Genomic DNA, 25,986 nt, shown 5'->3' on the forward strand with positions numbered 1-25,986 from the left:
GGTGTTCAGTCTCCGAGCTGATGGATGGAGAGCAGAGGGATCTGCGATCACATAGAGGAAACCGAGGGTTTCCTCAAGCCGACAGATACCTTTCCAGTATCACCAGTGCACCTATGAGGATGACCGTTCCGATTATCACAGCGGTACTAGGCTGATGATCGGAATCGTTCGTAAGGTGAGGTCCAGAATCTAGAACGTCGATGATCGTCTGTTCTGAATCAGTCTCAATTCCGGTCGTTAACACGAAGGATGCCAGGATTGCTGCTGCAACAATTACGGCAGCTATTGCGATTTGCCTCTTTTTCATGTCTATTCCTTCTTTCCTGATTATCAATATGTCGAGAATCTATTAAAATATACCCTTAGGGGGTATCCGTATTTCTAATTCCTACTAATCGTATAGTATTTACGACAAATAGTGAATCCAGTGTCATGGAGTTCAAGTACCTTACCGCAGAGGATGCCGAAGAGGCCTCGGCGTTCGTTCATGACATGTGGGTAGACACGTATGCACCCATAGTCTTAGGCGGGAGGGAAAGAGCAGAGAACATCTTCGATGATTGGATCGGACCTAACAAGATCCGCAAGGACATGTCTAGAGGACATTTCTTCATTTACATTGTCGAGGACGGAAAGACAATAGGGCTGATGTCCGCAGGCAAAGAGGACAATGGCTTGGAGATCAGCAAGATCTACCTTCTTCCAGAATACCGCGGAAGAGGTCTGGGAAGGAAGTGTATGGAATTCATGATGGACAAGGGAAGGGAGATGGGCTGCAAACGTGTCTATCTTGAGGCCAATCATGATAACAGGAACGCGCTGGCGTTCTACGAATCGCTAGGTTTCAAACCGTCAGGTAAGAATCTGTATGAGCATTCATACACATTGGTCATGGCGAGAGAACTCTGATCGCCATGACCGTTTGATGTTTGTTCAGGCGCCTTTGTGGCGGAGCATCTGAACTTCTACTTTGTCGCCTTCGACCGTGACGATAGCACTGTAGCCGTCCTTTGCCGGTCCGGGGTTCACGAATGTAGTTCCGTTCTTGATCTCGCATCCGATCGCTTCATGGATGTGACCGGACATCGCCAGAATCGGGTGGTATTCCTCGATGATCTTTGTGATTCCCTTGCATCCGACGTGCATGCCCAACATGATTTTATCCATCATTCCGTAAGACGGTGCATGCGTCATCAGGATCATTCCCTCCGAAGCGTTGGCCTTTATTCCCTCATAGATCTCATCGTCTTCCAGTTCGAAAGGTGTACCGAAGGGACTCTTGTTTCCTCCTCCGAAACCTACGATGTCATGGCCTTCGATCGTGACCTTCTTTCCGTGAAGGTCTGTTGCGACATCTCTGATTTTCTCAGGCATGTCCCTGGGGTCGCAGTTTCCGGGGATGACGTAAACTTTCGCCTTAATCTTGGACAGCAATTCTACGGCATCCTCGGATGTTCCCATGTCGGTGACATCTCCGAGATGGATGACGAAATCGACCTTGTACTGTTCGATCTCCTCGTTGATCCACCCCATCGCAGAGTGGTGCTGGTGCAGATCGGTGATCAATAGAAATTTCATGGTCCTGAATTGTCGGATTCATACTTAATTTCTGTCCGAAAGCGTAAACGGATTACTGAAGAATCTACATTTTTATATTGAGTAGTCAATATTTTGGATGATACATCCAAAGAGGAGAGTTTCATATGGAAAAGATCGAAAGATTCTGGGGAGACTACTTTTTCTTGAACAAGTGGTATCCGATAGGCATTGAATATGACGGAATGAAGTTCCTGAACAGCGAGGCCGCATACCAGTCTCAGAGATGTGCTGATAGGGAGGATGGTGCCCGTTTCGCAGGTCTTGACCCTGCCAGGGTCAGAGTCTACGCGGATTAGATGGTTCCGCGTCCCGGTTGGGAGGAACAGAGGATATCTGTAATGGAGGACGTACAGATGCAGAAGTTCCTTCAGTATCCCGATCTGGCCAACAAGCTCCTGGCTACTGGGGATGCAGAGCTGGAGTACAATAACACCTGCGGCGACACATATTGGGGTATCGTCGATGGAGTAGGCGAGAACAATCTTGGCAAAGTCCTAATGAAGGTCAGAGACAGATTATCCCAACAGGGTGCTTGATCAATACATCATCAGGGGTCTGGGCTCATCCTTGGGCTCCCCCTGATATGGTTTCTTACCTATCGATTCCAGCTTCTCTAGCACGAGTTTCTTTCCGATATCGGTCACGCCGAAGATCTGAATCTTGTTGCCCGCGACCAATACGTCCCTCTTCTCGGCCTCCGCCCTTATGCGTCCTGAGGCACATGCGGTGATCATATCGCAGTTGTCGAACATCTTCTTGGCACCGTCGCAAGTGGAATGGCTTGTGTGGACACCGACTATCACGACGCTGTCTCCATACTTCTCACGGATGGTCACCGCATCGTCGGGGATCGCTACTGTTACGGAGAATCTCTTGTATCCCTTCTCATGGGCAAGATCGGCCCCTTTGACCATGTTCAGAGGCACGGTTTCCGGATCCAGGACATTGTCTCTGCCGATGGCATCCAACACTACCTGGAGAGGGGATGTCTCGACCAGGCCGGAGATCCTTCCGCACATACCCTGCAGCAATGCAGGTTCAGTGATGATGGCGGTCCCGCATCCGTCCGCGGCTATGACGCAGGCGTCCAGCTGGTGCTTCTCCAGAGCTGTGCTCAGGATTTCAGAGACACCGAATGTGACGTAGTCCTTTGCACGGACCACACGGTTCTCGGTGCAGAAACCGAAATCCCTGATGCGGAATTCTATGTTCTCACGGATCTTCTCAGGCGATATATCCTGCATGCCGACCAGTTTCTTGAACAGGGGACAGTACTTGAGCTCGGGTTCGCCGACTTCCACGACCTTTCCGTTCTCTATGACTATGCGCGTCATCCCCAAAGCATCAAAAACATGTCTATCGCCATTCCCAGACATAGTACCGGACGTTAGAGCGATCTGTATGTATTTAAGAAGGTCAGCTTAGAGAATTAGAGTAAACCTCAGTCATGGCATTCAGCTTCTTGTCCAGAGCATCCAGCACCAGATCCACGTGCTCCTCCCAGTGCATGATGACGGCCTGTTCTGGCAATCCGGACAACACGGTGCCGATCACGCTCCATCTGTTGAAGTTCTTGTAGAAGTCTCCCTTGTGGTCAAGGATGAACGCTTTCCCTTCGTCAAGGCTCTTCCTTATGAGATCGGTCGACTCTGAAAGCTTCGATGCCACGATTTCTCTGAATTCCGGATACTCCAATAGTTCGCTGTACCAAATGTTGGTCTCCGCTGCATACATGTGGTTGGGAAGAAGTGAGTAGTACCTGTTCCCGTTTCCGGCGGTCCTGTCCAGATCCCATGCAGGTCCGCTGTACAGCTTGCTGTCCTCTGCCATGTACAGATAGAAGCTCGATATGCCCACGTCCTCGTTGCTGAAAAGCTCATGAAGTATGTAGGAGGAAGCGAAGGATTCCGGATCGATGTATTTCTCCACCTCGTTCCAGTTCCCTGATGTTATCCCTTTCCAAGCGGATTGCATGTCGTTCTTGATCGCGTCCACCTGTCCAGGGGTACAGTCCGGATCCTTTACTGTGTAAGGCATCTTATTCACAAGGAAATAGTCCGTACCCTCAACGCCCTTCTCAGATGCACGGACGTCCATCTCGACTATGAATGCGATATGGCCCTCGGGGTCCTTGACGTCGACACGGTTCTTCCCGATCTCTATCTTTTCGCTCAGAAGATACAAGCCGCGGTATTCTCCGTTGATGTATAGATGAACGAATCTGCAATCCATGTTGGAGCTGCAGTCAAGTGTGTCGGCCACCAATGAGGCCAGATAGTTCCTGGACAGGCTCTGGTCGAAGTAATTGCATACCAGTACCCATTTCTTGGCAGCGTTCATCCCCAGTACATCTGTCTTGGATTCGAACTTCAGGCTGTACGGTTTCTTGGGGGACTCCCAAGTTGTATTCCCGCGTCCTTTGATCTTCGCAGGTTCATCATAAAGTTCCTGGCTATCACCCAGAAGGTCCACTGTGCATGCGATGTAATCCTCTTTGGATACGATTTCGGATCCGTTCTCGGTATCGATATGTATAGCAGGGAAGGACTCTTCCCCCTCAGGGACGGCAGTCATCATCGCCAAGATGATCACTGTCGCCGATACGGCTGCAAGGATTGCTATTTTGATCGCAATTCCGGTGTTCATGCCCACATCACCACCGATGTTAAGAAGCCCAGGAACAGATCCAATGCGCAGATGTATACGGTAAGGGCTATTGCATTATTCAAAGAGATCCGTTTCGCCACGAAAAGTGTGATCGCGGTTTCCATGATTATGAGCATCAAGCTCCAGCCTATGAATACCGAGAGGTGAGCGAATTCTTCCACGATCGCAATCATGCATCCTGTACAGAACAGCAAGACTGTCAGACACAAGGAGACAGTGGCGATCGCGATCAAAGCAGGGGCAGGCAGAACCTTCCTGGCATCGGTCTCAACCAGGATGAGCTGGATGTTCTCCTTTTTCCAGAATAGAAGCGTGGCCACGGTGGCGATCGAAGCCACTGCAGTCATCCAGTAATATGGTGCCCGGTCGATCAGTATCATCACGATTGGTACCGAGACGAGAAGCCCCATCACGATGCCTGGAAGGTTCGTTTTGACACCGCCTGCCACTGAAAGGATGATGAGCAAGACGCCCATGCCCACGGTCGCCAACTGAGTTCCGAGGACCACAGGCGAGAGCAGTCCATCGAAAGTACACGAGACTGCCATCGAGCAGATTATGCCGACTGTCAGCGAGATGATGATCGGTATCGGAGAATAGGATTCTTCAACGTATTCTCTGGAAATCCTGAAAACACCAAAGATAGCTAGCAGCGCTATCGCAAGAGCGGGAATCCAGTAGAGCACGCTTTGAGAGCTTAGTGTGCATAGATAATTGTATGGTAGTTATTGACCAGATTAAACCGTCTTTACGAATGGAAGGGCCCGGCATTCGGCCGGGGAATAGGTTGAATCTCAAGGGCTGGCGGGATCTTCCTCAGGGGCCTTATCGTCACTTCCCTCAGGCCCTAGTTTACCGAAATCGCTTATCGTGTATGTCTCTTCCACGGGCAGGACGATTATCTTTCCGTCCCCGTGGTTCCCTGTGGTTGCCGTCTTGCATACGGAGTCGATCACAGCTTTGACATCCTTATCATCTACCACGATCTCGAACTTCGTCTTCTCTATCTCGTCGACGACGAATTCCCCGTACCTGTTGGCGAACTTCAGACCTGCCTGTCTTCCGCGCCCGGTAACATGGGTGATCGTCATGCCGTTGAATCCCGCCTCATGGATCGCATCCTTGACATCCTGGGCCTTCTCGGGACGCACAATTGCAATTATCATCTTCATGTCATCACCTCACTGATATGCACGTTCTCCGTGTTCTATGATATCCTGCCCCATGTCCTGTTCCTCAGGCGTCACACTTACACGGATGAAGAGTGATATCACCTTCAGGATCACGTATGATATGGCCGAGCTGTACACAACTGTGAACAGCACCATGACTATCTGACTGGCCAGGAGCGAGAAACCTCCGTATATCAGCCCTTCGGCCTCCTCTCCGACAACGGCCGGATCGGCCAGGAATCCGAGGGCTAAGAGTCCGAACATCGTCACGCACCCGTGCAGTGCGAACACATCCAGGGCGTCATCGAATTTCTTAAGGCTGTGGAAATAGCTGATGGCGTAGTATCCCACGACGGAACCGCATATCCCGAGGAATATGGACGCAGGTATCCCGACGTATCCTGCACAGGGGGTGATCGCAACGAGGCCTGCCAGCAGACCAGTGCATATTCCGACGGTGCTGACGCGTCCGTACATCGAATACTGGATGATCATCCAGGTGACGGTACTGCCTAACCAAGCGACTATGGTGTTGATGACCGCATGGATTGTGTATGAGTCCGCTGTTCCGAACCCTCCTCCGTTGAAGCCCATCCATCCGACCACGAGTATCCCTGTTCCTAGGAATACCATCGGGATGTTATGGGACGGGAGCTTGCGGATGTGCTCCTTTCTCGGTCCAAGGAATCTGACCGCTACCACCCCGGCCATAGCGGCCGCAAGATGGATTGCTATACCTCCTGCGAAGTCCAGGCCTTGGAACCAGTCGCCGAACATGCTGGAGAATCCGCCATCCCAAACAAAATGGACCAGAGGTGCGTAGATAAGGATGGACCACGCGGCCATGTATGCTATGACAGCTTGGAACCTCATACGTTCCGCACATGCTCCCAGGAACAGGCATGGGGCGATCATCGCGAACATCATCTGATACATCGCGAATTCAAGTTCTGAGATGTTTCCGCCGGATGCGGTGTCTATGGCTCCATCCATGAACAATCTGGAGAAATCGCCGAAGGTGCCGTCTCCTCCGAACGCCAGAGAATAGCCGCAAACCACCCATAGCAGACCAACGACTGCTGCACCGCCCATGGATTGGGCGATCATCGCAGACATGCTCTGCTTACGGAGAAGCCCTCCGTAGAACAGGATTAGTCCGGGGATCATCAGGAGGACGAGGCTCGAACTCACTAGCATCCACGAGATGCTGCCTCCTGCAGTCTCATCTTCGGGATCCACGGATGCGTCAGAACCCGGCGTTACACATACTAGAATCGATACGGCCGCTACGGCCGCAATCATCAGGATCATTGCCATCTTCTTTTCCATTCTATACCTTCCTGCTTCGATTCGGCAATGCTTACCACACGTTTTTTCATGATATTTAGAACGTGTCCAGATAACCAAAAATTAGGTAGTTTTATGTCGCACTGGCGGAAAATCGCAATGTTCGGAATCGGACACTTTTCTTTACCGATTGGACAGATTGGACAGAAGTTTGTAAAACCGCTTTTTCCGGCGGAACGTCCGGAGAACGCCGGTTTATTGGGCCGTCGGAGCCTTGTCTTTGGACATCAGCGAAGCTACGATCGTGATGAGGAGCACCCCGACGATGAAGGCCAAGGATGCGATGATGGGGACCTCGATGAAATCGACAAGAAGAAGTTTCGCGGCTATGAACATGAGGATGATTCCCAGACCGTACTTCAGATACTTCAGGGAACTCAATCCCCCCTTGATGGCGAAGTACAGCGACCTTAGTCCGAGGATGGCGAATATGTTCGATGTGTAGATGACGAGCAGATCGTTTGAAAGTGCTAATACGGCGGGGATGGAGTCCAGAGCGAAGACCAGATCTGAGAATTCTATCACGATCACACATAGGAGCAGAGGGGTTGCGACCTTCTTTCCGTCTATTTTTGTGAAGAATTTGTTACCATCCAGTGTTGGAGAGGTCTTCAGATGTTTGCTCATGAATTCAGCTATCTTGCTCTTTCCTTCTTCCTCTTCTTTGGCGAATAACGTTTTCAAGGCCGCATAGGCAAGGAGCGCTCCGAATATGTACATAACGAAATGGAATTTCATCAATTCTACGCCTATGAGCATGAACAGCAGACGGAATATCACCGCTCCGAATATCCCATAGAACAATGCCTTGTGCTGGTATTCGTCTGGTATGGAGAAGAGACTGAAGATTATGATGAACACGAACAGGTTGTCTATGCTCATCGATTCTTCCATGATGTATGCGGTGATGAATTCCAGTCCCTTGTCGTTTCCAAAAGTGATGAAGATGAATATGCCGTAACCCGCTGCTGCGAGGATCCATATCATCGTTTCCTTGAGGGCCCTCTTCATCGGTATGTGCTCGGGTTTGCGATGGAGGATCAGATCGAGGACAACCAAAACGAGTGCTATGATTATGAAAACAATCCAAGCCATCATTTCGTTATCCATTCGACTACGGTCCCCACTGTCTTGTGTAATGGGGTGAATAATCCTATTACAATATCAATCAATCGAATGCAGACGGGTTTCGTTTCTGAAAATCATAAGCGGTAGGAGAATGGCGTGGAGGACGTGATGCAGAACGTCCCGACCCAGCCGAGATGTGTGATTCGCCATCTTGGAGGGTCTGGGAAAGTTGCTAAGCAACCTCTCTACGCCATGACTTGCAGAAAACTACAACTCTTAGATTCATTTTGCAATCCGATCCGTCCCGTATTCGTTAGATTTTGGTGTTAAACCTCTTAAATCAACGAATTGCGAGGAATCAGAAATGGCAATTGGTAACATAGGAAATGATGTCATACAGACATTCGGAACAGCAGCACAGCCCATCAGGAACGAGCACCCTCCCATGAGGGACAACGTCATGGAGTTCAGGAGAGGGCCTCTCATGATCACCGTGAGCATGAGTTCGTTCTACGACGAGGCGAAGAAAGAGTACGGACCCTACACCGCAGGAATCTCGGTTGCGAACAACAAGAGATACAGTTCTCTCCCCGCGGATCCCAAGGTCCTCCTCGAGCTCAGCGATTGGCTCAAGGTCGTCGCGAAGGCAGTCGAGGGAGCACCCACCAGGGACGGAGACAGGACCGACAACAACGTCGATGAGGCCAAGAGGATCATCGCGAAGTACAAGGTCTGATCCACATGAGGCCCTTCGTCGTGGACATATTCAGGACGGACTCCAAGAACAACGTTTCTAAGAGACGCCTGCAGGCCGATACCCTCGAGATCGCGAAACGTCTCATGGAAGTACACAAGGAAACCGGGGATGTGACCCGCATAGTGATATCGGAACGTGTCGGAACGAGATACACCAGACTCGAGAAGAAGTGTGTCTGGACGAGGGGCATCTGAACTGGTGAAGATCGCTGCGGACGGTCCGGTCCAAAGAGGGGATGTTTCCATCCTCCAGGCTGTTTTGAATGAGTTTGCAGCCTCAGACCGAACCGCTCGTTTTCTTCCTGCGTCCTTTGTCGGGTGGTGAGGTCATGGTCTTCCGGTCTGCTTTTTCGGCTTGTTTTCTCAGGCCGGTCGACCGCATCCCCTCGGACATACGGACCGTCCGCGGCAAACCCCTTCTCTGCAGGGGCACCAAGCAGAGCGAATAAAGAAGGTGTCAACAATGGCAAACAGATATTTCAGGCCCGGAGAAGTGGACGATATTTTCGGTTCCATGGATCGCGTCAAGGCCACGAAGTACGCCCACAAGGTCCTTGCCAACAGGGATTCCCCTGTCGTCAACAAGGATGCCGTGGCTGCGTACATGAGCGCACACCCTGAGAAGTTCCTCACCCAGGAGCAGATCGACCTCGATCCGTCCATCATGGGAAGGAGATCCTTCTTCGGGGGAAGGAAGACCAGAAGGCCCATCGCCGAGGTACGCTCCGTCGAGGAGATCTCCAAGGCGGTCAGCAACATGGGCACCCCTCTCAGGAGGAGGATGTACCTGGAGAGCATCATCGACAATCCGGACACCCCGGCGGAGACCCGCCAGAATGCGAAGGATTTCATGAACCTCAACAGGGACCGCCTCGCTACTGACAAGCAGGTGGAGGCCTATAAGGCAAGGAAGGCTGCAGAGGCAGCTGACCCCGAGCTGAGGAACAGGAGGTTCTGGTCCAGGTTCTGGAAGTCCAAGGAGGACTACGCGAAGATGTCCCCCAAGGAGAAGAAGTTCTTCGGAATAGCCTTCCAGAACAAGAATCAGACCCGTACCGCCTCGTATTTCCTGAGGGTACTCACCAACAAGGAGTCCTCCCAGGAGGACAAGGATGCGGTCACCAAGGTGATCCACGACAATCCCCACATGGTCTTCAAGCACTACAACCGCGACTGGAAGAACGCCCCCAGAAGGGAGTACGGCACCAGAAGGGAGTGAGCAGGGATGGTCGGAATCAGATGTGTGGCAGCGATAGCTATGGCCCTCCTCGTGGTGATGACCTCGGTCGCATTCCTCGCGGACGATTCCGACGCTGTCGATGAGCACGGCACCTCGAACCACCCATTGACCGGGTTCTCGTACGACTGCTACATCCTGAAGGAGGACTCCGACAGGACATACTATGTGGCTGTGGGAAGCGATGTAAGCATCGTTAGCGGATACCACAAGGATAACTCGTGGTCGGCTCTGACCTACTACAACCCCGGATCGGTGACCTCCGGATACGGGCTGTCCTTCAACGGCAGCAAGGTTTCCGGTACCATCTCCAAGGAAGGGCTAATCGAGGTCGAGGTCAACCACTCCCAGATGGGCGTCGTCTACACGGACTTCACCCTGAGGATCTTCGCAGTCAACACCAACCCGGTCTACACCATCACATACGATGCTGGGATCGGACTGGTGAACGGCCATCAGACATGGTCCGAGCAGATCCCCGAGGGATCCTTCGCTTCGCTACCTCAGGCCGTCCATTCCAGCGGTGCATACGCATTCATGGGATGGAGCGAGTCCGAGACTGCAGACGAGGGGGTATCCTCGTACAACGCCACCAGGGACGTCACCCTGCATGCGGTCTGGAAGAGGAACGCGGTGCAGATCAACGATGCCACTGCCACAGTAACTAGCGGCCAGTCGGCCTCGCTCCCGATCCACACCAGCCCCTCATCCGCTGCGGTATCCATAGGATCGGCCGGAGGTCTTCCTATAGATAATATCAAGATTGAAGGCCACGACCTCATCCTCGATATGACCGGAGTGGATCCGGGAACGTACTTCATACAGCTGAACGCATCCTACACGGGATACATCACAGGCGAATCCGTCGTCACCGTCAAGGTGCCGATAACCATCGTCAAGCCTATAGAGTACGTCCTCACCGAAGGGGATTTCTTCTCCTACACCCCGGTGACCAATCCCACCAACGCCGAGATCACACTGGTCTCGGTGACCAAGGACGGCAACCTCGTATCCGATACTGGGCTGCAGGTCAACGGAAGGTCCATAGCAGGGACGTTCGATGGGAAGGGGACCTATGCGATTACCTACAGGGCTAGTCTGGAAGGATACGTTGATGTCAGCAACACCGTATTCGTGAAGGTCAACGAGAGACAGGCATCCGCCCCAGCGCCGGTGATGGGAACAATAACGGCGACTCCGAGGGCAACGGAGCCTAGGGTCTACGACTTCGTGATCTCCGGATACGCCAATGCATCGAACATAATCTGGTCCTACGAGGGAGTGGTATTCGCCACATCATCCCCCACGGCACTGTACGAGTTCCCCGCATCCGGCAGCTACACGGTGAAATGCACCCTGGCGGGATTCGACGGATTCTTTGTATCGGAGGACGTGTCGGTCATCTGCCTGGACAACTATCACCGCGAGGCGGCTTGGGTCGGGATACCGTACAGCTTCATCATCGAATCCGATGACGAGGTCAGCATCGAGGACGGCGCCCCGTTCAGCGTGATCACTTCGACACTGGATGGAAAAACGTACAGGATGGTCTCCGGAACCCCCGGCGACGTCTTCGTGGGCGAATCCTTCGGGGTCAACCTCGGAGACGACTCATGGAGCATCCATGTGTATCCCAGGGAGACCTCCGCGCCGGTGGTCGATTTCGATCTGGTCCTCAGCGACGACGGTTACACAGTGGTGGCCCTTTTCAAGGGACAGAACGCATCGTTCTACTCCTTCGACTTCAACGGCGACGGCATCCCCGAGCAGGGCAACGCCTACACCTACGACAGGGAGGGAAGGTACACCGTGGTCTGCAAGGCAGTCAACAATGTATCCGAGACCTCCAAGTCGGACATGGTGTCGATCAACGTCATCCCTCACGAGGACGTCTACGTCCTGGAGCTCACCGATTTCCAGATGGTCGTCGGAGAGAGGCTGGACGTCATCCTCACGGTGGAGGAGGGCGACATCGTCACGGTCTCCGGCCCCGCGGCCGATTTCGTCACCGTGAGGGACGGTTCCACCCTCAGGGCTGAACCCACCGAGAAGGGCGTCTTCGATCTGAAGGTCACCGTCCATCACGACAACGGCACATCCGTCTCCAAGACGGTGAAGGTCACGGTAAGGGGCGACGAGGTCCAGGACCTGGTGGAGGAGAAGCACGACTACATGGTGGTCATGGCGATCTTCTTCATCATCTCGGTCTCGGCTATTGCGGTCTTCATCCTCAGGGACATCAAGACCCCGATCCAGAAACCTTCGCTTATCGGCAGGTACCTCCGCAGGAGGCAGTACAGATGACAGACGTTGTCATCCCGGTCACAACGGTATGGGACGTTCTGGCCAACGCTCTCGACGACCCGTGGTTCTGGGCGCTCTCAGCAGTGGGGGCGTTCGGTACCGCACTGGTAATCAGGTCCAGGCTCAAAGGAGGCTGCTATCGATGGTTCTCCCTGCGATAATCCCTGCGATTGCATCCGCCCTGGCCTGGGTGGGCATCGACCTTGGAATTTCGTACCTCACCAGCGATTCCTCGGACGTATCCTACGTCTCCGGACTGGACTTCCCCATGTTCCTGGAATCGTACTGGCTTCCTCTCCTACTCTACGGTCTTATGATGGTCTCAGCGGTAGCTCTGGCCATCCCTAAGCATACACATTCGAACAACGGTCCCGGCCGCCGTATCTAAGGCCGGAACAAACGAGTTGAAACAATGTTTAGCAACATCAAGGCGACCGCATTGTTCGCAGTCCTCGTCATGGCGATGGCAGGTTTCTGCATCCTTGCGGAATCCCATGAGTCCGACGCTATAGGCGAAGATCTCAGCGCAACATACGGAACGCCCACGAACATCAACATCGCTCCCGGCTACAGGTGGACATACACCCCTGACTTCCCGAGCGATCTCACACAGTACCTCACGGTCTCCCTGAAGGTCAACGACGGAAACGTCGGATCGGTTAGCGGAAAGACCGTCACAGTGAACATCCCCAGCAACGCCACTGCCGGAACGAAGTACAACGTGGTCATCCAGGCCAGCATGACCTCTCCGGTCTCCCAGACCGCCTACCAGTACGTGACATTCACAGTGGTTGGCGGACTCTCGGTCTCCGGAACCATCAACGACATAATCAAAGGCAGCAACATCAACTTCACCCCCACCGGAACATCCGGAATGGGTACAGTCACATGGACGGTCCAGTCCGGTAAGACCCTTCCGGCAGGCCTCAGCCTGAGCAACGGAAAGGTCACAGGAACCCCTACGGCCACTGGCCTTCAGACAGTCTATCTGACAGCCACGGCTCCCGGAGGAGAGACCAAGAACCTCGCGGTCTCATTCACCGTATATTCCAAGATTGTCGGAGGAGCCGCAGAGACAATCACTTCCTATGGGACCGTGGTCTCTTCCGCAGGCATAACCAATTCCGAGGACATCGGAGTCACTTGGGCGGTCACCAGCGGCACCCTTCCCACCGGATTCACTCTGAACTCCAGCACCGGAGTCGTCAACGGATCCTCTTCCGAAGTGAAGTCCACCACCATAACCATCACGGGAACCTCCAGCCACGGACCTTCCCAGACTGCAACCAAGCAGATCACCATCCAGTCCGAGCCCCAGCTCACGCTCTCCAGCGACTCCAACATCCTGACCTACAGGAACAATCCCGTCGAGAAGACCCTCCAGATCACAACCCCCGAGACATCGGCGAAGACCTGGTCCGTAGAGGACTTCTCAGGAGCGTCCGTCGAGGACGGCGTCCTGAAGATCGTGAACTCCGACCAGCCCGGTCTCAACCAGATGGTCGAGGTCACCTGTCATACGGCATACGGCCAGACCAGGTCCGCGTACTTCTTCGTCAACGTCGAGGACACCCTAGCTATCTCAGGTGATGACGTCCTCAACGGGGTCTGCGGTACAAGCTCCAAGACCTCCGCCTACACCATGTCCGGAGGATCCACCAACCAGCTCACAGCTTCCACAGAAGTCCCCGGCCTCTCATGCAGCATCGTCAACAGGGAGCTCCGCGTCATGGGATATTCCCCAGGAGAGGACCTCACAGTGACCCTGACGGCAACATCCGCCGCGGGACAGACCGCGACCAAGGAGGTAACCGTCAACCTGTACAGCCAGCTGATCTTCACATCCGCACCCACCGGCGGAGCGGTCATCTACGCCGTGTGATACGATGATCACCAAGAGCATGAGACTGTTCATGTTCGCGGCCTTGGCCATACTCATGGCCTCGGCCTGCGTCATGATTTCGGAGAACTCCGAGGAGGCGGACGCGATCTCCAACCACGGAACCTCGTCCAGCCCCCTCGATTCTCTGAGCGCCAACGGGGCCCAGTTCAACACTGACTCGAACAACTCGTACTACGTGAAGGTAGGGGGAACGGTCAGCATAACCCTCGGATCCAGCGGAAACTATTCCTATTATCCGAACACCGTGACATCGGGATACGGCCTCTCCAAAGGCAGCGGGTCCGTCTCCGGAACCATTTCTAAGGCGGGAACGATCTCCGTCGGACTCGTACGCGAGAACTCCAACGGTAACGTCTCCACTGTGAAGACCATTACGATCTACGCCGTGAACGCCTCGTCGTCCAGCTATACGGAGCAGTCCTACTCGTGGAACGTCGGGGACTCCATCAACAAGGTCCTCGGACCCGGAGACGACTTCACGGGATCCATCCCTGGAGTCACATTGTCTTCGTTCATCAATGCTGGTGTACCGTTCGTCAAGGCGGTCGGTTCTCCAACCACGGCAGGTACCTATGTGATCACCACCGATTATGATTACAAGTTCACCGTCACCGTTACCGGAAGTGCTGCGACTCAGTACACATGCTATCTGTACTACAACGCTAACGGCGGATCGGGAGTACCCAGCACCCAGTCCTATTCTGGAACGAGCACTAGCAACCATTCGTTCACCGTCTCGTCTACGACCCCCACTAGGTCGGGATACGACTTCCTCGGATGGTCCACATCGTCATCGGCTACCAGCGCCTCATACCAGGGTGGCAGCTCCATCTCCGTATCCTACAACGGATCGAAGACGCTGTATGCGGTCTGGCAGGAGAAGGTAACCACCTACACCATTACCGTCTATAAAGGGAACTGGGAAAGCTTCCATGTCCTCGGAGTGGATACAGACGTGGTCACCGCGAGCAGCAAGTCCTACACCGTTGAATCGGGAACTAGGTTCGACGTCGACTGGTACGGGGCACAGGACGAGACGGGATCGGGAACCAACTACACGTACACCGTGAGCTACGATTCCGGATGCTACAACATGGCGTCTTCCCTCTACGGCACCAGCCTCGGGGACTCCGTCACCGTGACCAAGACCGCCAAGTACTATCCGGCGGAGGAGATGGGATCGACCACCACCTACAGCTACCAGTACACCATCAAGTACAACGCGAACGGCGGATCCGGTGCCCCATCGAACACCACCGCGACGGCTTCCACCACCAGCAAGTCGATAACGTTGTCATCGACGGTGCCGACCAGATCTGGATACACGTTCCTCGGATGGTCAACTTCATCATCGGCGACATCGGCGAGCTACCAGGCTGGAACGGCCTACAGCTTCAGCTACGGGTCCACCCAGCTCTATGCGGTCTGGAAGCAGTCCACCATAACCGTCTCCGGGACCCCCGATACCTACGGTGTCGTTGGTTCCGCGTGGAGCTTCAAGCCCACCGTTTCCGTCAGCGGATGCTCGGTCTCGATAAGTGGAGCCTCATGGCTCTCTGCCAACGGGACCAACGTATCCGGAACACCCACCAGTCCGGGCACTTACAACGTGACCCTCACATTCTCGAAGTCGGGCTACACATCGGCGACCAAGACCTTCTCGATCACCGTCCTGTCCGCTCTGAATTTCGAATCATCTCCCACAGGAGGTGCGATCATCTATGCAGTTTGACAACAGAATCCTAGCAGCAGCCATGGCCCTCGCTTTCATCGTGGGGGCCTTCTCTCTGGTCGGCTCGGAAGTCGATGCCGATCCAGAGATAACGAGGGATTACGGGGAATTCTACTCCTACACCCTCCAGTTCGTATTCGACGGAGCCGACGCCCAGACCATCGACTGGGATTTCGGCGACAACACTGAGCATTCAAACGAATGGAACCCCAGGCACACATATGCCGCAGTGGGGACATACTTCGTCACTCAGACCACCACCAACACACAGGGAACGACCACTGAGATCTACAAGGTCCAGGTCATGGGATACCCCAAGCTGACCTTTAACAGCAACGGCGGTTCTGCCGTCTCCGAGATCCAGATGGATTCCTACAACGCAACGGCCACCAGACCTGCGGATCCCATCAGAGATGGATATACCTTCGACGGTTGGTATTGCGAAGCCACATTCGAGAACGCCATGGACTGGACCGCAGGCATCACAAGGTCGATGACCCTGTACGCCAAGTGGACTCCCGTCCAGGCTCCTGCTGCAACGCACACCGTGACCTTCGATTCCAACGGAGGATCCCCCGTCCAGGCTCAGACGGTCCAGGACGGTATGACCGCAACCGCTCCCGCGAACCCTACCAGGGACGGATATGTATTCTCGGTATGGTTCCTTGGAAGCCGCGCATACAGCTTCGACACCCCCGTCACCCAGGATATCACCCTGACTGCGGTATGGTCGCAGGTCCCCGAGACGGTCTACCGCACGGTGACATTCAACGTCGACGGAGGATCCACCACCGTTCCCATGATCAACGTGGAGAGCGGAACCCAGATCACCCTTCCCGGATACACCGGAACGAAGGAAGGCTATGCCTTCGGCGGATGGTCATGCAACAGCACCACCTATCAGCCCGGACAGCCTTTCACCGTGTCTTCCGACATCGTGTTCAAGGCCGTCTGGAGGTCCACTGCTCCTGTGGTCTCCGAGATCGTCGTCACATTCAACGTCGACGGCGGATCCAAACCCATAGCTGCGATGAACATCCAGTCCGGAGGCATGTTCACCTTCCCCGAATACGACGGAACGAAGGAGGACTGCACATTCGGAGGATGGGCATGCGGACTCCAGGTCTATCAGCCCGGACAGTCCGTTCAGCTCACAGGCGATGTGACCGTCAAGGCAATCTGGAATGCGGCGGAAAGCGGTTCAGGCGATGATGTGAATGATGTCATCGACCAGATCAAGGATTTCGTCGAGAAGAACCTCGTCCTGTGCATCATCATCCTCGTGTTGATCGTGCTAGCCATCCTGTACATCAGATCAAGGAGGATGTACTGACCATGTCAGCCTGGAGCAGTCTGGCCAAGGCGGTCTCGAACCTCTTCGGAAAGGGAGGCTCCACCGCCACGGCCACATGGACCAAGACCTGGACGGCCAACGGCGTCAAGAACGTCCAGACCGTCACGAAAGTGGCGGGAGAGGCTGTCCAGGCGGGAGCGAAGACAATCATCACCTGGGGCAACGCCGCGAAGGTGGCCATCGTCGGAGGGTTCACCTACCTGTTCCTTAACGGGGGCGCATCCAACGTGGTGGCCTCCACCCTCGGCATCAGCCAGGAGGCGGCCCAGATACTGATCATCTTCGGGTTCATCGTGATGATGGTCCTCATCCTGAGGTACATCGTCAACTACCTGAGGGCCAACCACGGTCTGAACAGGGAGTATCTCGAGACTCCGATCATCCAGAACACCAGGAACCACTACTGGAACGAGGAGGAGCGCAGATGGGAAAGAAGATGATCTTCTGGGTCCCGCTTCTGGCAGGGCTCCTGAACGCCAGCTTCATCCTCGATCTGGTCGTGACCCTGGGGACCGGGGAATCCCTCGGCTCCCTTCTGAGCGACGCAACAGGGAACACTGTCGCGAGGGCGGTGGTGGACAGCATCCCCACCGACCCCACCGTCTTCTGGCTGATGGCGGGGTTCATCCTGTTCTTCGTCTGCGCCCTGGAGTGCATCGTCATCTACCTGGCGTTCTACTCGGAGATCTCGGATTGCGAGTGCAGGAGGCCCTTCCCATGAACTTCATCCGCATGATCATAGGGGCCGGGTTATTCCTGGCATCCTCATGGCTGTCGCCCTATCTTAGCGACGTCCTGGGGATACCGGAGACCCTGTCCTTCCTGACCGTCGGAGGGATACTGGCCTTCTTCGGAGGCATGCTGTTCTACTCGGGGGTGAGACCGTCAACATCGTACTATGCGTTCTGATGGTCGCCGTCACCGCCTGGGTGTTCATGAGGTCGTTCAGGTACCACATCATGAAGATGGATACGGAGGTCCGCGATGTCGTCTGAGGAAGGCGCCTATGAAAGATACGAGGAGGAGCAGCTCTCGGAGGACCCCCAACCCATACCAGATACGGCCAGGAGGCGCATGCCTTCGGTCTTCGGTATACTGGTCCGCAGGATCCTCCTGCTGGCGGTCGCCATCGGTATCGTCACGGCCGTGTGCTATTTCGTGTACGGCCCCGAAGCGATCAAGGAGGTGGTCCAGGAATACTGGCCCATCGCCCTTGCGCCCATCATCGGTTGGATCCTCGGATCCTGGGCATCGAAGATACTCTACCGTCCCAACGGGAAGATTGTCATCGCCCTCGAACCTGAGACCCACGGGATCAGGGTGGTGTTCGTGCCCGAGAGGATGTTCAGGTTCTTCAGGCAGTCCGGGAACAACGTGACCTACCACACGCCGCTCTTCAGCGACGTGTATCTGGCCAAATCGATCGATACCGACAACGGCGACATCGATTACGGCTGGGTGCACGAGCTCAACGCTCTGCTGGTGTTCACCAGGGAACAGGGCTACACCAGGTTCAGCAATCTGACCGAGGAGGTCCTGATGGAGAACAACCAGATCAAGGACAGGGGCACAGCCATAGGTCTGGCGTATGCGAGGAGCTTCCTGAAGGGGATCCTCGACGACATCGGTTCCGCCGCAGGGCTGATCAAGCCCGACTACTCGAAGGACAGGACCGCAGAGGGGCCTGTCGACAGCGGGGGTGCGAGGGATGACCGTCCAGAGGAGTAAGGCCATCGACTACATCCGCGACATGGAGCACGGCATAATCATCGCCGTGGGCAGCGGGAAGCAGGGCAAGTCCTGCTCCCTCCACAGCCTGATAGCGATGTGCTGGCCGGACCGTCCGAAGTACATGCTGGACACCCTGACCTACGATGTCAGCATCTTCCCGGGGTACACCTTGGTGGAGAAGACCTCGGACATCCCGGTGAACGCGATAGTCGTCATCGAGGATGTGAACAGGATCTTCCAGTCCAGAGGCTCGTCCAAAAGGACCGATCTCCAGGGATGGCTGTCCATCATCAGCCACAAGAGCATCGTGGTGTGCATCACCACCCAGAACCTCGCCGATACGGACATAGCCTTCCTGCGCAGCCAGGATGCGGTCGTCATGTGCAAGTACATGCATCAGGAGGACCTGCAGTTCGAGAGGCCCGAGTTCAGGCAGTCGCAGGCATCTGCCAACTTCTGGATCGACGTGGCCAACGCCAGATTCCCGAAGGTCGACAGGCGTGCCTGGTGCTACTTCCCGAGGTTCGAGGACTGCGTCGCGGTTCAGAAGGTCCCATGGTGGACCTACCGCAACAGCCACATGTTCAGGGACGTGGTGATATGAGCGTCAGCATCACGACGGACCAGGAGACGGACAGGATGCTCTCGATGAGAGCTTCCGCACACGTACCCCTTCCACCGGAGATCTCCCTCGCCGAACCGAGGGACTCCAGGCAGTACTTCGAGTGGCTGTTCCCGTTCAGGTTCCTCGGTCTCGAGGACCATCCGGTGGTGAGATTCATGGAATCCATCGGAAGGGAACGCATGATGTCTGCCGCCGTATCCAAGGCGGAGCATCTGGACAGGGTGTCCCATTACGGCTCATGGCTCGGCAACGACATAGTGTCGATCGTCGACCTCACCCATCCGACGATGGATGATAGGGAGGAGGTGGGGCCTATGCAATGAGGTCGGGGGCAGCGGCCATCCGCACCGCTGTTCCCCAACGGCGGCGAAGCCGCCCATATGACTACCACGGAACCCACCCCCTATCCCTACGGGGTCGCCCGGCCGAAGCGCAAGCGAAGGCCGCGGCCCCGAGCGAAGCGAAGGGGACGGGCGACAAACAGGCCGAGCGTGCCGTTGGGCACCGCCCAGGCACGCCGGCCGCCTTCCAACGGCGACCCGTCGCCGCTTACCCCGACCGTAAAGTCGGAACGCATAGCATACGAACGAACCTATCAAGGAGGAATGGAAGATGATGAGATCATTGGATTACTACGACGCCAAGGCGGAGGAGTCTCGCATCAGGGCCCTCGAACGCCGTATGAGGGATGCAGAAATCGTATCCATGGCCGAACAGGCCGCCCTCAGTCAGCACCCTGTAGTACCTTACGTTCTCAACTTACCAGTCCAGTCGCCCCTGTATCCTGCCAATAGGTACCTTAGATTTGCGAACAGGGTGAGCAAGGATGACGGTTCGTTCATAGACCAGGGAACTCAGGAAAGCGATCAGGAAGGGATACCTCTCGAGAACACTAAACTTATCACACCCACAGGAAAGGACACGTCCGAGAGAAAGATATCGAGGCAGCTTCAGGAAAGGATCACCAACCACATCACATGGGATATGCCCGGCCACGATCAGGAAAGACCCCTATCGAGAGGATGCGGCTTCATCAGAGCATCGGATAAGACAATCGTATACACAGCCTGTCCCGAGGACCATCACCATCACTGCAAGGCCAAGAACAAGCACTGCTGGTCGCTAAGATGCCCGAAATGCATGAACGACACCGCACTCAAGAAGGCCGTCAGCGTAGAGAAGAGGATGCTCCAGTTCAAGGGCCTCAACCAGAAGCAGGGAACGGACGTAGGCGACGTATCGCATTGGGTGGTATCCCCGCCCCAGGACTTCATGAAGTCCGCGATGCAGTCATACCAGCCCTACGACGACGTATGCAAGTACATAGAGGCACAGCTCGTGAAGCACGGAGGCCTCGCTGGATTCAACGTGTTCCATCCCTGGAGGCAGTCATGGAAGGCCAGCACAGGAAGCTTCTGGGAACTCTCGCCGCATTTCCACATAATCATGTTCGGAAGGATCGATACAGACGCATTCAGGAAGGAGAACCCGGGATGGATAATCAAGAAGATACACTCGAGACAGAAGATCCGCAGCATAAGGCACACGGTAGCATACCTGATGACGCACATGGGCCTCGGCTACGTCGATATAGAGCCGGAGGACGTCGATTGGGACCTGGATTTCATGGACCACATGATCCCCGGCCTCAAGTCCCCCGGAGCGCACTACTCGGACAAGGACTACGAGAACCAGGATCTGGGCATAGGCCGTATGGTAGGCGACCTCAGCGACATCGACTGGGAGCAGTGGACCATGGACAGGCTCTACAAGGACCTTCGCACCAGATACTGGGGCGGAGTGTCCAGGAAGGCGATAGTCAACATCGACATCTATAGGGAGTACAAGATCAGGGTCTGCAAGGAATGCGGATGCCTCCTCAGGACATACGACGGAATATCAGATAGGGAAGGCCAGTACGTCAGATACATCGCGGACCATCAGATAGTCGCATTCCGCAACAACGCCGACCTCGTGAGACAGTTCTTCCAGAGGTACAAGTCGCAGCTGCGTGACAAAGAATTGACCAAATACGATCTGGCAAGGATGGTCCCCTTCTGCATCTGCTCCAAGGAGCTGGAGATAGAGAGGGAGAACCACGACCTGGTCATGGACGGCCCCTTCGCGGAACCCGACGAGTACTTCCTCAGACGCCAGCGCAAGGCATTCGGCACGGAGGAGGCGATAGTCACCGCCTGACCTCATTCTCGCCAAGAATCCGTCTGGACGTCGTCCAGAACATGTCTGAAATACGAACGAGTCAGCGGACGCTCTAGATCCGTACAGGAGAGAACCTGTCTAAAAACATCGAACAAGGTGATAATATGACAGAGATCACACAGGAAATCAGGGAACAGAACATCGAACGCAGGTGCATCGAGCTCGCGAGATGCCCCAGGAGCGACAAGGTCGTATTCGGGAAGCAGCTGAAGGGATACGGCATCAGGATGCCGGAGGGCCTCGGATTCTGCGACGCCCTCGACTGGATCGCGGAGTACATCAACAAGGTCTACGGACCCGACGCGATAGACGTCACGGTCAGGGTCAGAGCCCTCGAGAGGTCCGACGTGGGATACCGTCCGATGCTCATCGAGTCAGAGGATGGGAGGCAGATCGAGAAAGCAGAGCTGGGAATGAACGACGTGTTCCTCCCCGACGGCAGACCCGCATCCAGGTGCCCGTTCCACATCCATCTCAGGATGAACACCCTGATGGCGGAGGACTTCGAGGCACTCGGCGACAATCTCGCCGGATCCGCCGCACAGAATGACGGGGAAGGATACGATGACGACGACTCCGACAAGGATGACGATACGGACGGAGAGTCCGGTCAGCATCAGGAAGGGACGGACCTCAGGAACTCACACGTCCCCGAGCATCTCGAAATCGACCTCACGACCAAGGAAGGCCCGGTCCTTTCCGAGATAGGCGACATCAGACACGGGGAGACGGTGGAGTTCACCGTCCGCTGCCCCAACCACGACATCGCGTTCGACCTCCTCCAGACCATCGACGGGAGATACTTCCCGGACGAGGGCCAGGATTCCACCGAGGCATCCCCATGACCAACAGGAAGGTCAACAAGTGGGTCGGCAGCATCAAGGAGACATACGAGGCCGAGAACTCGCCGTACAGGAAGAACTCGGAGGCCCATGAGTACTTCGTCATCCCCACGAGGTACCCAAAACAGACCAGGGTCAACGGCGACTGGCGCAACTGGAAGTCCAGCAGGCCCATCCCCCGCGGATGGGTCGACATCAGCAAGATCACCGGACCCGTGGTAAGGAAACTAGACGACGGTTACATCAGACAGAGATTGGCACTCACAAAATCCAACATCGCATACAACCAGCATTACATAGAGCGCATCCTGAACAATCCCAAGTCCCCCCAGTGCAACCGCGAAGCAGCCATCAAGTTCGTCAAGGACCATCCGGATTACTTCATACCGAGACCGACAGACACACCATTCGAGGACCTCAACAGGCACAATTCGGTAATCAACGGCGACAACCCCGACAGGAAGTTCATCTCAAGGTTCATCTGAATAATCAAGGGGGCGTGGGCATCCGCCCCTATCTTATGTTGTTTATATCTGTGACTTCATCGGCTCATCATGGAAGAGAGACAGGATCAAGTTGAATACACCATCGGTACCGATGGTTACGAGGGCGAGATGGAGTTCGAGGACGGAAGCCTCAGGCTGTTCTTCCAGGGCGGAGATGTGTATTACGAACTCCATGAGAACATCGTCTCCAGATTGGAAGATTATCGCATCCCATACGATGATGTGGAGTATATCATTCTCAAGAGGAAGAACAGCGAATACTATGTGGATAAGGACGATTTCTTCGACAGATTCTCCCATCTGTTCATCTGGACCGGCCTCGAGCCGAAGATCACTGTCGTCGGCAAGGGGTTCACCATGCAACCCGTCGATACAGAAACCGGTTTCCATGCAAGCTTCGAGGATAAGTCCCGCTACGAGGGGCTCAGCGATTGGTACAGGGAGCATGAGACGGACTACAGGCGTCCCGTGAAACCTTCGATAAGGGTGACCAACGGCCTCTATCCCGACGATTCGGATCTGAGGCATTCGTGGTTCGATCCCTATCAGGATGAGCCTGATATCGATGAGATCAGGAGAAGGGTAGCCATAGCCTGGGAGAGGATGATAGACAAGCCTTCCAGGATATACATGCTGAATGACGATAACGTTCACGACTTGATATTCATGCTGGAAGGCCGCACTTCCATATACCCTCCGGACAACAGGGACTTCCAGCCTCTGTTCGGAAGACAGGTCCATGTCTTCTTTATGAAGGACGTTCTTGATTGCGGCACCAAGGATTACGTGTGCGTTTATGAACGCAGTTGAACATTTCTCCTGCTCGAACTTATCTGAATGATTTTGGGGTTGTGGGCATTCGTCCTGTCTTTACTATTCGGTCCTTCAATAATGTTCTGGATTTTTCGATACGACAAGCGAATAGAATATATACCTAACGACCATAGTATACATTGTCCCAATTGGGGGGCGCGGCAGAGGGATGTGGCTCCTAAGCGACTAAACTCTGTCATCTTCACTTCTTCGGATAGATCTTCAGTCCAGCACCTTTTACTTTTCCGCTGTTACCCCTTCTGATGTGCGGAGCAATCAGCTCGTAGCAATCTTTGTAGAATACCATCTCGCTCTCATCAGTATTATCACGGAAGCATAGGCGGTGATAGCGTCTCACGACATAAGCGACACAGTCCACGATCTGCGACATGGACCTGTATCTTGAGTCCACAAATACGACATCCTCGATGATATAGTCGTTATCCGTGAATTCGGTCCCTTCCTTTATCATTTCGCGGACCTTTGTCTTGATCCCTTCGTTGATTTGCGGCTGTATGGAATCCATGAAGAGGATTCCGAATTGGGGATCGGATCCTTTCTTGATGAGCTTCCTGTTAAGTTTCTCGTGTGTCATGCACAGTCTTTCGAAAAGGAATTTGTATGCGAGGCCATCCACATCAGGTTTACGTTTTGTCAATAGATCTTTCCTTATCAAGGTGCAGTTGACCGTACAATCTATCTTCTCCAGTATCCCAAGCACATCCTTCAGAAGCTGGAGGCGTCTGCTGAGATCCATTGTGTTGAAGACGCCTTTGCGGCTGATTATGTCGGTCGCATGTATCTCGACATCCTCTGGATCCGTTTCTTGGAAGTAGAGCATCTTGATCTTTGACAGTTCTTCCTCGACGTGTCTGTATTCTGACTCATGGATGGTGATGGCAGCGAGAACGTATTCGTTCTCCGCATCGTTGTAGTTGGGTTTCCCGGATTCATCCATGTATGTCAGGAACAAGCTATCGACTCCTCATAACCCCACATGTACTTAATTTAACTTGGAAGATGTCAATCAGCATTCGGTGATGATGATCCTGGTCATAAGTTATTGTACAGATTCATCTGAACACATTAGATCAAGACTCTAATCCTGATAATGGGCGTGGGCATCCGCCCCCCCCATATCAGTCCATAAGTTGCTGGGGTTTCCCCCAGCGATAATATCATGTTTGATGTTTATGCCTGTTTGACGTAATCAATCCAGAACATAGATTGGGATTTACCATCTTCATAGATCGTATAACTGCAGGTCAGGCCAATATCTGAATCATAGAAGACGGTGCTCAACAATTCCCCTTCAGAATACGTTTTGTATGTGTATGCTTTCAACTTGGCATTGGCGTAATATCCGTTACCGGTGAATATCGAACCGTTCGATATCTCCTGTTGTTTGGTATCGTTCGTTCTTACGATATTGTCTGTTCCTGTAACGATAATCGTCTTGTATTTTTCTCCGGTCTCTCCGAATGCTACATGTTTGTTGTAACATACTGTGGGTGCGCGTAGTCCCATCAATATTTGCTCACAGATCTTGTTGTCCTTCATGAAGAACGGATCCTTGAAATCGCATTGATACGGTCCAGATGTACAAAGATTGAACGTGTTGATGACCACTTCCGTCAATCTGAACAGTATATTGTCATCCTTGGAATAGGATAGGACGTTGTTATAATCCTTGATCTTCGGATTTTCGTCGGAGGTACTGATTAGATACCATTTCTCTTTCGACGGTATATATTCTGCGTAATAGTACATGTCGGCAGAGTCTATCTTCGCCGAGTACGAGGTATCAGTCAGTTTCATCATCGTAGCATTCGTAGAATAGTTTGTTCCATTCATCATGATGTTCAGTCTCAGCATATTCGATGAAGACGATGTAGTCTTGAAGTAATATTGTGCTTTTGTTGGTTGACTCCCATCATATGTCTGGATCGTGCTCTTCAGTTCGAAGCCTTCTCCGTAATTAATCCCATCTGATGATGATTCTGATGAATCTTTGTTCAAAATAGAATAACCCGCGATAGCGCCTACTGCTATGACCGCTACGACCACTATTGCGATTATCAGCTTGTTCATGTTCTCGTATGTTTATAGG

General features: G+C 53.9%; 31 protein-coding genes. 21 read left to right on the top strand and 10 right to left on the bottom strand.

What is annotated here, in order from left to right; translation table 11 throughout:
• Window positions 1–73: 73 nt before the first annotated feature.
• Window positions 74–307: a hypothetical protein gene (locus E7Z62_01395; protein ID MBE6521776.1), complete on the bottom strand. Its 234-nt coding sequence runs from the start codon at window positions 305–307 to the stop codon at window positions 74–76.
• Window positions 308–432: 125 nt separating this feature from the next.
• On the opposite strand from E7Z62_01395, the gene E7Z62_01400 reads away from it, so the two are divergent.
• On the top strand, window positions 433–909 hold the full coding sequence (locus E7Z62_01400; protein MBE6521777.1) for a GNAT family N-acetyltransferase: 477 nt from the start codon (window positions 433–435) through the stop codon (window positions 907–909).
• 24 nt (window positions 910–933) lie between these two features.
• On the opposite strand, the gene E7Z62_01405 is transcribed toward E7Z62_01400, so the two are convergent.
• A complete protein-coding gene (locus tag E7Z62_01405) occupies window positions 934–1,578 on the bottom strand; it encodes a phosphoesterase (protein MBE6521778.1) in 645 nt (214 codons plus the stop codon).
• Between the two features lie 125 nt (window positions 1,579–1,703).
• On the opposite strand from E7Z62_01405, the gene E7Z62_01410 reads away from it, so the two are divergent.
• Both E7Z62_01410 and E7Z62_01415 read left to right on the top strand, forming a co-directional pair.
• Window positions 1,704–1,895 (top strand): hypothetical protein, encoded by a 192-nt coding sequence (locus E7Z62_01410; protein MBE6521779.1) that lies wholly within the window; start codon window positions 1,704–1,706, stop codon window positions 1,893–1,895.
• Window positions 1,896–2,135, top strand: coding sequence for an NADAR family protein (locus E7Z62_01415; protein MBE6521780.1), 240 nt, complete (start codon window positions 1,896–1,898; stop codon window positions 2,133–2,135).
• On the opposite strand, the gene E7Z62_01420 is transcribed toward E7Z62_01415, so the two are convergent.
• The 6 genes from E7Z62_01420 to E7Z62_01445 all read right to left on the bottom strand — a co-directional run bounded on the left by E7Z62_01420 (window position 2,136) and on the right by E7Z62_01445 (window position 7,883).
• Window positions 2,136–2,975, bottom strand: a complete 840-nt coding sequence (locus E7Z62_01420) for a DUF2099 family protein (protein MBE6521781.1) — start codon at window positions 2,973–2,975, stop codon at window positions 2,136–2,138. It abuts the gene before it with no gap.
• A 40-nt stretch (window positions 2,976–3,015) separates the two neighbouring features.
• Window positions 3,016–4,245: a hypothetical protein gene (locus E7Z62_01425; GenBank protein MBE6521782.1), complete on the bottom strand. Its 1,230-nt coding sequence runs from the start codon at window positions 4,243–4,245 to the stop codon at window positions 3,016–3,018.
• A complete protein-coding gene (locus tag E7Z62_01430) occupies window positions 4,242–4,952 on the bottom strand; it encodes a hypothetical protein (GenBank protein MBE6521783.1) in 711 nt (236 codons plus the stop codon). Before E7Z62_01430 ends, E7Z62_01425 begins: the two co-directional genes overlap by 4 nt.
• Window positions 4,953–5,060: 108 nt before the next feature.
• The gene (locus E7Z62_01435; protein ID MBE6521784.1) at window positions 5,061–5,438 is read right to left on the bottom strand and encodes a P-II family nitrogen regulator; all 378 of its coding nucleotides are present in this window, start codon (window positions 5,436–5,438) and stop codon (window positions 5,061–5,063) included.
• 9 nt (window positions 5,439–5,447) lie between these two features.
• A complete protein-coding gene (locus E7Z62_01440; protein ID MBE6521785.1) occupies window positions 5,448–6,767 on the bottom strand; it encodes an ammonium transporter in 1,320 nt (439 codons plus the stop codon).
• A gap of 213 nt (window positions 6,768–6,980) precedes the next feature.
• The gene (locus E7Z62_01445; GenBank protein ID MBE6521786.1) at window positions 6,981–7,883 is read right to left on the bottom strand and encodes a TerC/Alx family metal homeostasis membrane protein; all 903 of its coding nucleotides are present in this window, start codon (window positions 7,881–7,883) and stop codon (window positions 6,981–6,983) included.
• A gap of 334 nt (window positions 7,884–8,217) precedes the next feature.
• Here E7Z62_01445 and E7Z62_01450 point away from each other — a divergent pair, with 334 nt between their 5' ends.
• From E7Z62_01450 to E7Z62_01535, 18 genes are all read left to right on the top strand, one after another.
• Complete coding sequence (locus E7Z62_01450) at window positions 8,218–8,589, top strand: hypothetical protein (GenBank protein ID MBE6521787.1); 372 nt, start codon at window positions 8,218–8,220, stop codon at window positions 8,587–8,589.
• Window positions 8,590–8,594: 5 nt separating this feature from the next.
• Entirely contained in the window at window positions 8,595–8,804 is a 210-nt protein-coding gene (locus E7Z62_01455; GenBank protein MBE6521788.1) for a hypothetical protein, read from the top strand.
• A 268-nt stretch (window positions 8,805–9,072) separates the two neighbouring features.
• Window positions 9,073–9,828: a hypothetical protein gene (locus E7Z62_01460; protein MBE6521789.1), complete on the top strand. Its 756-nt coding sequence runs from the start codon at window positions 9,073–9,075 to the stop codon at window positions 9,826–9,828.
• A 6-nt stretch (window positions 9,829–9,834) separates the two neighbouring features.
• The gene (locus E7Z62_01465) at window positions 9,835–12,150 is read left to right on the top strand and encodes a hypothetical protein (protein ID MBE6521790.1); all 2,316 of its coding nucleotides are present in this window, start codon (window positions 9,835–9,837) and stop codon (window positions 12,148–12,150) included.
• A gap of 142 nt (window positions 12,151–12,292) precedes the next feature.
• The gene (locus E7Z62_01470) at window positions 12,293–12,538 is read left to right on the top strand and encodes a hypothetical protein (protein MBE6521791.1); all 246 of its coding nucleotides are present in this window, start codon (window positions 12,293–12,295) and stop codon (window positions 12,536–12,538) included.
• Between the two features lie 24 nt (window positions 12,539–12,562).
• The gene (locus E7Z62_01475) at window positions 12,563–14,032 is read left to right on the top strand and encodes a hypothetical protein (GenBank protein MBE6521792.1); all 1,470 of its coding nucleotides are present in this window, start codon (window positions 12,563–12,565) and stop codon (window positions 14,030–14,032) included.
• Window positions 14,033–14,036: 4 nt separating this feature from the next.
• Entirely contained in the window at window positions 14,037–15,785 is a 1,749-nt protein-coding gene (locus E7Z62_01480) for a hypothetical protein (GenBank protein ID MBE6521793.1), read from the top strand.
• Window positions 15,775–17,118 carry a hypothetical protein gene (locus E7Z62_01485; protein MBE6521794.1) on the top strand — a complete coding sequence of 448 codons (1,344 nt, stop codon included), beginning with the start codon at window positions 15,775–15,777 and terminating at the stop codon, window positions 17,116–17,118. The genes E7Z62_01480 and E7Z62_01485 overlap by 11 nt, the downstream gene beginning before the upstream one ends.
• 2 nt (window positions 17,119–17,120) lie before the next feature.
• Complete coding sequence (locus E7Z62_01490) at window positions 17,121–17,579, top strand: hypothetical protein (protein MBE6521795.1); 459 nt, start codon at window positions 17,121–17,123, stop codon at window positions 17,577–17,579.
• Window positions 17,564–17,860: a hypothetical protein gene (locus E7Z62_01495; protein ID MBE6521796.1), complete on the top strand. Its 297-nt coding sequence runs from the start codon at window positions 17,564–17,566 to the stop codon at window positions 17,858–17,860. Before E7Z62_01490 ends, E7Z62_01495 begins: the two co-directional genes overlap by 16 nt.
• Window positions 17,857–18,048, top strand: a complete 192-nt coding sequence (locus E7Z62_01500; GenBank protein ID MBE6521797.1) for a hypothetical protein — start codon at window positions 17,857–17,859, stop codon at window positions 18,046–18,048. The genes E7Z62_01495 and E7Z62_01500 overlap by 4 nt, the downstream gene beginning before the upstream one ends.
• 75 nt (window positions 18,049–18,123) lie before the next feature.
• Entirely contained in the window at window positions 18,124–18,867 is a 744-nt protein-coding gene (locus E7Z62_01505) for a hypothetical protein (GenBank protein MBE6521798.1), read from the top strand.
• Window positions 18,848–19,474 carry a hypothetical protein gene (locus E7Z62_01510; GenBank protein ID MBE6521799.1) on the top strand — a complete coding sequence of 209 codons (627 nt, stop codon included), beginning with the start codon at window positions 18,848–18,850 and terminating at the stop codon, window positions 19,472–19,474. The genes E7Z62_01505 and E7Z62_01510 overlap by 20 nt, the downstream gene beginning before the upstream one ends.
• Entirely contained in the window at window positions 19,471–19,818 is a 348-nt protein-coding gene (locus E7Z62_01515; GenBank protein MBE6521800.1) for a hypothetical protein, read from the top strand. The genes E7Z62_01510 and E7Z62_01515 overlap by 4 nt, the downstream gene beginning before the upstream one ends.
• Before the next feature lie 289 nt (window positions 19,819–20,107).
• Entirely contained in the window at window positions 20,108–21,694 is a 1,587-nt protein-coding gene (locus E7Z62_01520; protein ID MBE6521801.1) for a hypothetical protein, read from the top strand.
• A 125-nt stretch (window positions 21,695–21,819) separates the two neighbouring features.
• Entirely contained in the window at window positions 21,820–22,560 is a 741-nt protein-coding gene (locus E7Z62_01525; protein MBE6521802.1) for a hypothetical protein, read from the top strand.
• Window positions 22,557–23,042 carry a hypothetical protein gene (locus tag E7Z62_01530; GenBank protein ID MBE6521803.1) on the top strand — a complete coding sequence of 162 codons (486 nt, stop codon included), beginning with the start codon at window positions 22,557–22,559 and terminating at the stop codon, window positions 23,040–23,042. The genes E7Z62_01525 and E7Z62_01530 overlap by 4 nt, the downstream gene beginning before the upstream one ends.
• A gap of 69 nt (window positions 23,043–23,111) precedes the next feature.
• The gene (locus E7Z62_01535) at window positions 23,112–23,873 is read left to right on the top strand and encodes a hypothetical protein (GenBank protein MBE6521804.1); all 762 of its coding nucleotides are present in this window, start codon (window positions 23,112–23,114) and stop codon (window positions 23,871–23,873) included.
• A gap of 205 nt (window positions 23,874–24,078) precedes the next feature.
• Here E7Z62_01535 and E7Z62_01540 read toward each other — a convergent pair whose 3' ends face one another.
• Both E7Z62_01540 and E7Z62_01545 read right to left on the bottom strand, forming a co-directional pair.
• Window positions 24,079–24,834 (bottom strand): DUF3800 domain-containing protein, encoded by a 756-nt coding sequence (locus E7Z62_01540; GenBank protein ID MBE6521805.1) that lies wholly within the window; start codon window positions 24,832–24,834, stop codon window positions 24,079–24,081.
• Between the two features lie 233 nt (window positions 24,835–25,067).
• Window positions 25,068–25,967, bottom strand: coding sequence for a hypothetical protein (locus E7Z62_01545; protein MBE6521806.1), 900 nt, complete (start codon window positions 25,965–25,967; stop codon window positions 25,068–25,070).
• Window positions 25,968–25,986: the final 19 nt, after the last annotated feature.

The organism is Thermoplasmata archaeon, from assembly GCA_015063285.1.
Taxonomy (GTDB): domain Archaea; phylum Thermoplasmatota; class Thermoplasmata; order Methanomassiliicoccales; family Methanomethylophilaceae; genus Methanoprimaticola.

What these genes read in the sequence shown, in the direction of transcription:
- E7Z62_01395 (MBE6521776.1), bottom strand. Translation starts at nt 307, where the DNA reads ATGAAAAAGAGGCAAATCGCAATAGCTGCCGTAATTGTTGCAGCAGCA.
- E7Z62_01400 (MBE6521777.1), top strand. Translation starts at nt 433, where the DNA reads ATGGAGTTCAAGTACCTTACCGCAGAGGATGCCGAAGAGGCCTCGGCG.
- E7Z62_01405 (MBE6521778.1), bottom strand. Translation starts at nt 1,578, where the DNA reads ATGAAATTTCTATTGATCACCGATCTGCACCAGCACCACTCTGCGATG.
- E7Z62_01410 (MBE6521779.1), top strand. Translation starts at nt 1,704, where the DNA reads ATGGAAAAGATCGAAAGATTCTGGGGAGACTACTTTTTCTTGAACAAG.
- E7Z62_01415 (MBE6521780.1), top strand. Translation starts at nt 1,896, where the DNA reads ATGGTTCCGCGTCCCGGTTGGGAGGAACAGAGGATATCTGTAATGGAG.
- E7Z62_01420 (MBE6521781.1), bottom strand. Translation starts at nt 2,975, where the DNA reads ATGTCTGGGAATGGCGATAGACATGTTTTTGATGCTTTGGGGATGACG.
- E7Z62_01425 (MBE6521782.1), bottom strand. Translation starts at nt 4,245, where the DNA reads ATGAACACCGGAATTGCGATCAAAATAGCAATCCTTGCAGCCGTATCG.
- E7Z62_01435 (MBE6521784.1), bottom strand. Translation starts at nt 5,438, where the DNA reads ATGAAGATGATAATTGCAATTGTGCGTCCCGAGAAGGCCCAGGATGTC.
- E7Z62_01440 (MBE6521785.1), bottom strand. Translation starts at nt 6,767, where the DNA reads ATGGAAAAGAAGATGGCAATGATCCTGATGATTGCGGCCGTAGCGGCC.
- E7Z62_01445 (MBE6521786.1), bottom strand. Translation starts at nt 7,883, where the DNA reads ATGATGGCTTGGATTGTTTTCATAATCATAGCACTCGTTTTGGTTGTC.
- E7Z62_01450 (MBE6521787.1), top strand. Translation starts at nt 8,218, where the DNA reads ATGGCAATTGGTAACATAGGAAATGATGTCATACAGACATTCGGAACA.
- E7Z62_01455 (MBE6521788.1), top strand. Translation starts at nt 8,595, where the DNA reads ATGAGGCCCTTCGTCGTGGACATATTCAGGACGGACTCCAAGAACAAC.
- E7Z62_01460 (MBE6521789.1), top strand. Translation starts at nt 9,073, where the DNA reads ATGGCAAACAGATATTTCAGGCCCGGAGAAGTGGACGATATTTTCGGT.
- E7Z62_01465 (MBE6521790.1), top strand. Translation starts at nt 9,835, where the DNA reads ATGGTCGGAATCAGATGTGTGGCAGCGATAGCTATGGCCCTCCTCGTG.
- E7Z62_01470 (MBE6521791.1), top strand. Translation starts at nt 12,293, where the DNA reads ATGGTTCTCCCTGCGATAATCCCTGCGATTGCATCCGCCCTGGCCTGG.
- E7Z62_01475 (MBE6521792.1), top strand. Translation starts at nt 12,563, where the DNA reads ATGTTTAGCAACATCAAGGCGACCGCATTGTTCGCAGTCCTCGTCATG.
- E7Z62_01480 (MBE6521793.1), top strand. Translation starts at nt 14,037, where the DNA reads ATGATCACCAAGAGCATGAGACTGTTCATGTTCGCGGCCTTGGCCATA.
- E7Z62_01485 (MBE6521794.1), top strand. Translation starts at nt 15,775, where the DNA reads ATGCAGTTTGACAACAGAATCCTAGCAGCAGCCATGGCCCTCGCTTTC.
- E7Z62_01490 (MBE6521795.1), top strand. Translation starts at nt 17,121, where the DNA reads ATGTCAGCCTGGAGCAGTCTGGCCAAGGCGGTCTCGAACCTCTTCGGA.
- E7Z62_01495 (MBE6521796.1), top strand. Translation starts at nt 17,564, where the DNA reads ATGGGAAAGAAGATGATCTTCTGGGTCCCGCTTCTGGCAGGGCTCCTG.
- E7Z62_01500 (MBE6521797.1), top strand. Translation starts at nt 17,857, where the DNA reads ATGAACTTCATCCGCATGATCATAGGGGCCGGGTTATTCCTGGCATCC.
- E7Z62_01505 (MBE6521798.1), top strand. Translation starts at nt 18,124, where the DNA reads ATGTCGTCTGAGGAAGGCGCCTATGAAAGATACGAGGAGGAGCAGCTC.
- E7Z62_01510 (MBE6521799.1), top strand. Translation starts at nt 18,848, where the DNA reads ATGACCGTCCAGAGGAGTAAGGCCATCGACTACATCCGCGACATGGAG.
- E7Z62_01515 (MBE6521800.1), top strand. Translation starts at nt 19,471, where the DNA reads ATGAGCGTCAGCATCACGACGGACCAGGAGACGGACAGGATGCTCTCG.
- E7Z62_01520 (MBE6521801.1), top strand. Translation starts at nt 20,108, where the DNA reads ATGATGAGATCATTGGATTACTACGACGCCAAGGCGGAGGAGTCTCGC.
- E7Z62_01525 (MBE6521802.1), top strand. Translation starts at nt 21,820, where the DNA reads ATGACAGAGATCACACAGGAAATCAGGGAACAGAACATCGAACGCAGG.
- E7Z62_01530 (MBE6521803.1), top strand. Translation starts at nt 22,557, where the DNA reads ATGACCAACAGGAAGGTCAACAAGTGGGTCGGCAGCATCAAGGAGACA.
- E7Z62_01535 (MBE6521804.1), top strand. Translation starts at nt 23,112, where the DNA reads ATGGAAGAGAGACAGGATCAAGTTGAATACACCATCGGTACCGATGGT.
- E7Z62_01540 (MBE6521805.1), bottom strand. Translation starts at nt 24,834, where the DNA reads ATGGATGAATCCGGGAAACCCAACTACAACGATGCGGAGAACGAATAC.
- E7Z62_01545 (MBE6521806.1), bottom strand. Translation starts at nt 25,967, where the DNA reads ATGAACAAGCTGATAATCGCAATAGTGGTCGTAGCGGTCATAGCAGTA.